6 protein-coding genes and 1 pseudogene are annotated in these 8,007 nt (G+C 72.6%); 4 read left to right on the top strand and 3 right to left on the bottom strand.

Going from position 1 to position 8,007, the window contains the following annotated elements:
• Positions 1-659, bottom strand: a pseudogene (locus tag AB4Y76_RS20140) (hypothetical protein); the annotation flags it as partial.
• Between the two features lie 56 nt (positions 660-715).
• Between AB4Y76_RS20140 and AB4Y76_RS20135 the strand changes: the two are divergent.
• Positions 716-1,690 (top strand): alpha/beta fold hydrolase, encoded by a 975-nt coding sequence (locus AB4Y76_RS20135; protein ID WP_441928581.1) that lies wholly within the window; start codon positions 716-718, stop codon positions 1,688-1,690.
• An 8-nt stretch (positions 1,691-1,698) separates the two neighbouring features.
• Here AB4Y76_RS20135 and clpB read toward each other — a convergent pair whose 3' ends face one another.
• Positions 1,699-4,302 carry an ATP-dependent chaperone ClpB gene (gene clpB / locus AB4Y76_RS20130; RefSeq protein WP_441928579.1) on the bottom strand — a complete coding sequence of 868 codons (2,604 nt, stop codon included), beginning with the start codon at positions 4,300-4,302 and terminating at the stop codon, positions 1,699-1,701.
• A 214-nt stretch (positions 4,303-4,516) separates the two neighbouring features.
• On the opposite strand from clpB, the gene AB4Y76_RS20125 reads away from it, so the two are divergent.
• Positions 4,517-5,119: a hypothetical protein gene (locus AB4Y76_RS20125; protein WP_441928577.1), complete on the top strand. Its 603-nt coding sequence runs from the start codon at positions 4,517-4,519 to the stop codon at positions 5,117-5,119.
• A 15-nt stretch (positions 5,120-5,134) separates the two neighbouring features.
• On the opposite strand, the gene AB4Y76_RS20120 is transcribed toward AB4Y76_RS20125, so the two are convergent.
• Positions 5,135-6,559, bottom strand: a complete 1,425-nt coding sequence (locus AB4Y76_RS20120; RefSeq protein ID WP_441928576.1) for an MFS transporter — start codon at positions 6,557-6,559, stop codon at positions 5,135-5,137.
• Between the two features lie 124 nt (positions 6,560-6,683).
• Between AB4Y76_RS20120 and AB4Y76_RS20115 the strand changes: the two genes are divergently transcribed.
• Both AB4Y76_RS20115 and AB4Y76_RS20110 read left to right on the top strand, forming a co-directional pair.
• Positions 6,684-7,151 (top strand): MarR family winged helix-turn-helix transcriptional regulator, encoded by a 468-nt coding sequence (locus tag AB4Y76_RS20115; RefSeq protein WP_441928574.1) that lies wholly within the window; start codon positions 6,684-6,686, stop codon positions 7,149-7,151.
• A 157-nt stretch (positions 7,152-7,308) separates the two neighbouring features.
• Entirely contained in the window at positions 7,309-7,974 is a 666-nt protein-coding gene (locus tag AB4Y76_RS20110) for a hypothetical protein (RefSeq protein ID WP_441928572.1), read from the top strand.
• Positions 7,975-8,007 lie beyond the last annotated feature (33 nt).

Genomic DNA, 8,007 nt, shown 5'->3' with positions numbered 1-8,007 from the left:
GGCGGGTGGGCCGGGTGCGGCGGGTACGCCGGCCCGGGCGGGTAGCCGCCCCAGCCGGACGTCGGCGGCGGCAGCAGGACCGGCGGGGTGCCGGGGTCCGGCGGCGGGAGCTCGGCCGGCGGGCGCTGGACCGGAGTCGTGACCGGGGCGTCCACGGGGCGCTGGACCGGAGCGGCGAACGGGTTCGGGCGCGCCGCCCGGGTCACCGGCTCGGGCCGGGCCTGCGCCGGGCGACCCGCGAACCAGTCCCGGGCCGGACGGCTCCACAGCAGTGCGGCACCGGCGCCGATCACCATCGCGGGCAGCGAGCCCGCGACCGGCGCGGTGAGCACCACCGGGACAGCAGCGACGGTCAGCCCGATCCGGGCGGCCCGGTGCCGCTGCAGCACGAACACCCCGAAGACCCCGGCCGCGACGGCGGCGACCGCGGAGACCATCAGGATCCAGCGCAGGATCTCGGTGGCGCGCGCCACGGTCAGTCCGAGGTCGGCCGCGGAACCGCTGCTGATTACCCGGGCGATGTCCTCGCGCATGTCGACCGTGTGCAGCCGGGCCATCTGGTCGAAGACCGCGACGACCAGCACGACCGCGGCAGCCGCGACGGCCCAGCCCGCCACGGTGACCTGGCTCGGGCGCGCGTTCGGCTGCTCGGGACTCATGCGCCCATTCAACCAACCCGGCCCTGAGGGCCCGCGGCCGCTGGGATGATCGGCCCGTGCCCGAGACCGCCCTGCTCGTCCCCACCGGGTCCGGTGGCCCGCGAATCCACGTCCGCACCGCCGGGGAGGGCCCGGCGGTCCTGCTGGTGCACGGCTTCCCCGGCACCGCCTTCAGCTGGCGGCACCAGCTGCCGGCCCTCGCCGCTGCGGGCTACCGGGCCGTCGCGGTGGACTGCCGCGGCTACGGCGGCTCCGACCGCCCCGCCGGCGGGCACACCAGCGCCGACGTCGAGGCGGACCTGCTCGCCGTCCTCGACCACGTCGAGGCCCACGAGGCCCACGTCGTCGGCCAGGACTTCGGGTCGATGTACGCCTGGAACCTGGCCCAGCGGCACCCGGACCGGGTCCGCAGCGTCCTCGGGACGGTGCCGTTCGCGGGCGACCCGGCCCCGGTCGCCCCGACGAGCACGTTCGCCGCGGTGGCCGAGCGGCACTTCCTGCACCTGCACTACTTCCAGGAGGTCGGCCGCGCCGAGCGCGACCTGGGCGGCGACAGGCTCGGCGAGTTCCTGCTCCGGCTGCTGCACGCGCTCTCCGCCGACGGCGACCTGTTCACCGTCTTCGGGCACCCGAGCGCCGGCACCTCCTACCTGGACGCGCTCCCGCCGGCGCCGCCGCTGCCGTGGTCGTGGCTGGGCGAGGCCGAGTTCGCGACCTTCCTCGACGAGTACGCCGCGGGCGGTCCGGGGCGGGAGCTCGCCGGCGGCCTGGCGTCGTACCGGGCCGCGGACGCGGACTGGGAGCTGGCGTTGCGGTGGGCCGGGACCACCGTCGACCAGCCGGCGCTGCTGGTCATGGGCGAGCACGACCCGGTGCGCACCTTCGCGCCGCCGGACCTGGAGCGGCAGCGGACGTGGCTGACCGGCCTGCGCGACGTCGTGCTGGTCGCGCAGGCCGGTCATCACGTGCAGCAGGAACAGCCCGAGCGGTTCAACGAGGTGCTGCTGGAGTTCCTGGCCTCGGTGCCGTAGCCGGCTCCTCAGTCGGTGACGCGGAGCGCGAGGCCGCCGTGCTCCCCGTCGGCCCCGGGGCCGGGCTCGGTGTCCACGACCACGTTCTGGCCGTCGTTGACCGCGCCGCCGATGAGCATCCGGGCCAGCGGGTCGCCGATCGCGGTCTGCACCAGGCGGCGCAGCGGCCGGGCGCCGTACGCCGGGTCGTAGCCGGTCTCGGTCAGCCAGGTGCGGGCGTTCTCGGTCACCGTCACGGTGATCCGCCGCGGCGCGAGCCGCTTGTCGAACGCCTGCAGCTGCAGGTCGACGATGTGCGCGAGCTCGTCCTTGCCGAGCGCGTCGAACATGACGATCTCGTCGAGCCGGTTGAGGAACTCGGGCTTGAACGCCTGCCGGACCACGGCCATCACCGCGTCGTGCCGCGCCGGGACGTCCAGCGTCGGGTCGACGAGGTACTGCGAGCCCAGGTTGCTGGTGAGGATCAGGATCGTGTTCCGGAAGTCCACGGTCCGCCCCTGGCCGTCGGTGAGCCGGCCGTCGTCGAGCACCTGGAGCAGGATGTCGAAGACCTCGGGGTGCGCCTTCTCGACCTCGTCGAGCAGGACCACCGAGTAGGGGCGCCGGCGGACGGCCTCGGTGAGCTGGCCGCCCTCGTCGTACCCGACGTAGCCCGGCGGCGCACCGACCAGCCGCGAGACCGAGTGCTTCTCGGAGTACTCGCTCATGTCGATCCGGACGATGGCGCGCTCGTCGTCGAAGAGGAAGTCGGCCAGCGACTTGGCCAGCTCGGTCTTGCCGACACCGGTCGGGCCGAGGAACAGGAAGCTGCCGGTCGGCCGGTCCGGGTCGGAGATCCCCGCGCGCGAGCGCCGGACGGCGTCCGAGACGGCGCTGACCGCGGCGCGCTGGCCGATCAGCCGCCGGCCGATGATCTCCTCCATCCGGAGCAGCTTGGCGGTCTCGCCCTCCAGCAGGCGGCCGGTCGGGACGCCGGTCCACGCCTCGACCACCTCGGCGATCTCGGCGGGCCCGACCTCCTCGGCGACCATCGGGTCCTCGACCGCCTCGACGGTCTCGGACTGCTCGATCTGGCGCTCCAGGTCCGGGATCCGGCCGTAGAGGATCTCCGAGGCGGCGGCCAGGTCGCCGTCGCGCTGGAGTCGCTCGGCCTCGACGCGGAGCGCGTCGAGCTGCTTGCGGATCGCGCCGCTGCCCTCGAGCGCGGTCTTCTCGCGCTCCCAGCGGGCCTCCAGGCCGAGGAGTTCCTCCTCCTTGTCGGCCAGGTCGACGCGGAGCTTGTCGAGCCGGTCGCGGGAGGCCTCGTCGGTCTCGCGCTCCAGCGCGAGCTGCTCCATCTTCATCCGGTCGACGGCGCGGCGGAGCTCGTCGATCTCGACCGGGGAGGACTCGATCTCCATCCGCAGCCGCGAGGCCGCCTCGTCGATCAGGTCGATCGCCTTGTCCGGCAGCTGCCGGCCGGTGATGTAGCGGTCCGACAGCATCGCCGCGGCGACGAGCGCCTGGTCGGTGATCTTCACGCCGTGGTGGGCCTGGTACTTCTCCTGGAGGCCGCGCAGGATCGCGACGGTGTCCTCGACGCTCGGCTCGCCGACGAAGACCTGCTGGAAGCGACGCTCCAGCGCGGGGTCCTTCTCGATCCGTTCGCGGTACTCGTCCAGCGTGGTGGCGCCGATCAGCCGCAGCTCGCCGCGGGCCAGCATCGGCTTGAGCATGTTGCCGGCGTCCATCGCGGAGTCGCCGCTGGCGCCCGCCCCGACGACGGTGTGCAGCTCGTCGATGAAGGTGATCACCTGGCCCTGCGAGGACTGGATCTCCTCCAGCACGGCCTTGAGCCGCTCCTCGAACTCGCCGCGGTACTTGGCGCCGGCCACCATCGCGGCCAGGTCCAGGCTGAGCACGCGCCGGTCGCGCAGCGAGTCGGGGACGTCGCCGGCGACGATGCGCTGCGCCAGGCCCTCGACGACGGCGGTCTTGCCGACGCCGGGCTCGCCGATGAGCACCGGGTTGTTCTTGGTGCGCCGGGAGAGCACCTGGACGACGCGGCGGATCTCGGCGTCGCGGCCGATCACCGGGTCGAGCGAGCCCTCGGCGGCACGGGCGGTCAGGTCGACGGCGTACTTCTCCAGCGCCTCGTACGTCGCCTCCGCCTCCTGGCTGGTCACCCGGCGGTTGCCGCGGATGCCGGTGATCGCCTCGCGCAGCTTCTCCTCGGTGACGCCGGCACGGGCGAGCACCTCCTGGACCGGCGACTCGACGACCGCCAGGGCGAGCAGCAGGTGCTCGGTGGCGACGTACTCGTCGCCCATCCCGGTGGCGAACTCCAGCGCCTTGGCCAGCACCCGGGTGAGCGCGGGCGAGGTCGCCGGGGTCGAGACGGTGGCGCCGGCGGCCTTGGGCAGCCGGACGACGGCCTCGTCGATCTCGCCGCCCAACGCGGCCACGTCGGCGCCGACCTTGCCGAGCAGGGACGGGGTGATCCCGCCGTCCTGGCGCAGCAGCGCGAACGCGAGGTGGACCGGCTCGACCTGGGCGTTGCCGGCGGTGACGGCGGCGGTGTGGGCAGCGTTGATCACCTCGACGCTGCGCGAGGTGAACTTCGAACCGTCCATGTGACTCTCTCCCTAGGTGCTCGTGACCATCGTGACGGATCCGGCAGGATCAGTCACCGGTGCAACGTCCCCAGAGTTGAGTCTGTTCCACTCAAGTTTGAGAATTTTCTTCGCGTCAGGACTTGGACACGGGTGGCATTCGGCAGCGCTTTCACGGCAAACTGGTCTGACCACTTGACCACTCGCCCCTGCACCCGATCCCCGAGGTGACCTCGTGCTCCCGCTGCGCCCCCCGTACCTGCTGGCCCTCTTCACTCTCGGCTTCGGCGCCGGGCTGCTCGGCGACCACTTCCACGTCGCCACCGGAACGACCCGCTACTTCGCCAGCGCCCACCAGGTGCCGTTCCTCGCCGACAGCCCGCTCTGGTTCGCGCTCGCCGTCGGCGGCGCGACGGCCGGGATCGCCGCGATGCGCGCCGCCCTGCCTGATGTCCGCACCGCGCTCGACCACCGGTCCGCGATCGGTGGCGTCGCCTCGGTGCTGGCGCTCTACGCGCTCACCGCATTCCTGCGCGGCACCCCGACGGCCCTCTCCACCACGATGGTCAGCGCGCTCGCCGTGATCATCTGGTGCGTGCTCGGCGACCGCACGTCGCTGCGCTTCGGCGCGCTGGCCGCGGTCGCCGGGCCGGTCGCCGAGATCGTGCTGGCCCGCGCGGGCCTCTTCGCGTACGCCGCCGACTCCGACGAGCTCGGCGGCGTCGCCCTGTGGCTCCCGGGTCTCTACTTCGCCTTCGGCATCGTCGCGGCCCTGCTCGGCGAGCTCGCCGCGACCCACGCCGACCGGAGCCGGCCGGAGAGCACGGCGACCGCCTAGCCGTGTCCGGCGGCGCTACGCCGCCTTGCGGGCCGGGATCGCCAGCGTGAGCGCGAACGCGAGGGCCGAGGCGGCCAGCGAGATCAGGATCGCGAGGGTGAACCCGTGCTCGGACGGGAGCTGCACCGGACCGAGGCTCATCGTCTGGTGGGCGAGGACCGTCCCGACCACGGCCGCGGACAGCGAGGTGCCGACGGACCGCATCAGCGCGTTGAGCCCGTTCGCGGCCGCGGTCTCGCTCAGCGGCACCGCGCCCATGATGAGCGCCGGCATCGCGGCGTACGCGACCCCGACGCCCGCGCTGGTGATCGCGCCGGCCAGGGAGACCTGCCACCACTCGGCGCGCAGGAAGAGCAGGACGACGTAGCCGAGCGCGATGATCGCGAGGCCGGTCATCAGGCTGGCCCGCGGACCGCGGGCGGCGGTGATCCGCGCGCCGACACCGGAGAACAGGTACATCATCAGCCCGCCGGGCATGAGCACGAGACCGGCCTGGATCAGGGTCAGCTCGAGGCCGTAGCCGGTGACCTGCGGCGCGAGCAGGATCTGGATCGGCGCGAGCGACATCCCGTACATGGCGAAGCCGGCGCCGACCGAGGCGATGTTGGTGAAGAGCACCTGCGGGCGGGCCGTGGTGCGCAGGTCGACCAGCGGCGCGCTGGTCCGCAGCTCCCAGAAGCCCCAGATCAGGAAGACCACGACGGAGCCGGCGAGGAGCCCGACGGTGAGGTGGTCCGACCAGCCCCAGTCGCCGCCCTTGCTGATCGCCAGCAGCAGCATCACCAGCGCCGAGCCGAGCCCGATCGCCCCGAGGAAGTCGAACCGCGCCGGCGTACGCACCGGGGACTCCGGGATCACCGCGAGCACCGCCGCGATGCCGATCGCACCGAGCGCGGCCGCGATCCAGAAGAGCGCGTGCCAGTTGGCCTTCTCCACGATCACCGCGGCGACCGGGAGCCCGATGGCACCGCCGACGCCCAGCGTGGCGCTCACCCGGGCGACCGCGGGACCGACCCGGTCGGCGGGGAGCTCGTCGCGCATGATGCTGATGCCGAGGGCGATCACGCCCATCGCCATGCCCTGGAGGGCGCGGCCGGTGAGCACCGGGACGAGGGAGTCGGAGAGCGCGCAGAAGAGCGAGCCGACGACGAGGAAGCCGAGGCTGACGAGCAGCATCAGCCGCTTGCCGACCATGTCGCCGAGCCGGCCGGAGATCGGCATCGTCACCGCCGCGGTGAGCAGGGTGACGGTCACGGCCCAGGACGCGTTCGACGCCGAGGTGTGCAGCAGGCCGGGCAGCAGCGGGATCAGCGGGACGATCATCGTCTGGGTCAGTGCGACCACGATGCCGCAGAAGCACGCGATCGCCACGACGGCGGTCGGGTTCGCGACCTGGCGATCGGGAGCGATCCCCGCGGGAACGGGTGCGGTCTGAGTCATGGGATGGCGCCTCTCACGAACGTCCGAGCAGGCCGGACGGGCGCGTCCAGCGAATGTGTACTCTACACATGATGTGTAATATGCACATCCGACCGGAGGTCCCGGACGACGAGAGGTGGGTCACATGAGCACGCGCACCCGCGCCGCCACGACCCTGCTCGCCCTGCTCGAGCAGGAGCTCACCCTGCTCGCCCGGCACCAGCTCAGCTCCAGCCACCACACCCCCGACCTCGGCCTGGACCGGTCCGGCTACCAGCTGCTCAGCCGGCTCGAGCTCGGGCCGCTCTCGCTGGGCGGCCTGGCCGAGGCGTTCAAGCTCGACGTCTCCACGGTGAACCGGCAGATCGCGGCGCTGCGCCGCAAGGATCTGGTCGAGCGGATCCCCGACCCCGCCGGGGGCGTCGCCAAGCTGCTCCGACCCACCCGGCGCGGACTCTCCCTGCTCCGGCAGGACCGCGAGGTCCGGCACGGGCACCTGCAGACGGTCATCGCGGACTGGGACGCCGAGGACGTGCTCCGGCTGCAGGAGCTGCTGGCGCAGTTCAACACCTCGATCGAGGTGCTCGAAGGGCGGCCCTGGCCGCGGTCGTGAGCGCCGTTCACCCGACTCGTCCGGAAAAGACCGCATTTCACAGGGCTTCAATAGCCCGGTCGAGGCATGGCGACCTGTCCGGTCGGCTCGGTTGGCTGTCTCCTGGACTCGGGTGCGGCACCGCGCTCGGGCGACGGACACACACCTGGGAGAGCGCATGCGTCACCTGAAGTCAGCCCTGACCGTGATCGGAGCGGTGGTGGTCCTGGTCCTCGCCGGGAACACGATCGCGATCGCCGCCAACGGCAAGGGATTCCTGATCGGCAAGATCAACTCGGGCACCAAGATCACCACGCTGAAGCGGACCACCGCCGGCACCGCCCTGAAGATCCAGACCAAGTCCGCCGCCAACTCGCCACTGCAGGTGAACGGCTCCGGCAAGGTCGCGAACCTCAACGCCGACAAGCTCGACGGGCTGGACTCGACGGCTCTGCAGACCCGCTCCTACGAGTTCACGCGCGCCGTCAGTGTCGCTACCACGGCGTTCACGATGACCATCCCGGTCCCCGCCGGCACGTACCTCGTCAGCTACAGCGCGTTCCTGGCCGGCGCGACCGGCACGACCGTCGGCTGCTACGTCTACCGGTCGGCCCCGACGCGCTACGTCGCGGAGAGCCGGTTCAGCTCGGGAACCCAGACCCCGGGCCTGACGGGTTCGGGCCTGGTCTCGGTCGGTGCGGGGCAGACTCTCCAGCTGCTCTGCTCGGCCGGCGCGGCCTTCACCACCTTCGCCGCGGAGCCGATCCAGGTCGTCGCCACCAAGGTCGACACCAGCAGCACGGCTACCGCACGGCTCGCCCCGGGCGCCGCGCGCGTTCGCTGACCGAAGCACCACGACGGGCCTCGCACCTCCGGG

This window comes from Marmoricola sp. RAF53 (assembly GCF_052114005.1).
Taxonomy (GTDB): domain Bacteria; phylum Actinomycetota; class Actinomycetes; order Propionibacteriales; family Nocardioidaceae; genus Marmoricola.
This window is presented reverse-complemented; position numbering and strand designations above follow the sequence as displayed.

Bases quoted from the DNA above. Each gene is read 5' to 3' on its own strand.
- clpB (WP_441928579.1), bottom strand. From the start codon at position 4,302: ATGGACGGTTCGAAGTTCACCTCGCGCAGCGTCGAGGTGATCAACGCT.
- AB4Y76_RS20110 (WP_441928572.1), top strand. From the start codon at position 7,309: ATGCGTCACCTGAAGTCAGCCCTGACCGTGATCGGAGCGGTGGTGGTC.
- AB4Y76_RS20115 (WP_441928574.1), top strand. From the start codon at position 6,684: ATGAGCACGCGCACCCGCGCCGCCACGACCCTGCTCGCCCTGCTCGAG.
- AB4Y76_RS20120 (WP_441928576.1), bottom strand. From the start codon at position 6,559: ATGACTCAGACCGCACCCGTTCCCGCGGGGATCGCTCCCGATCGCCAG.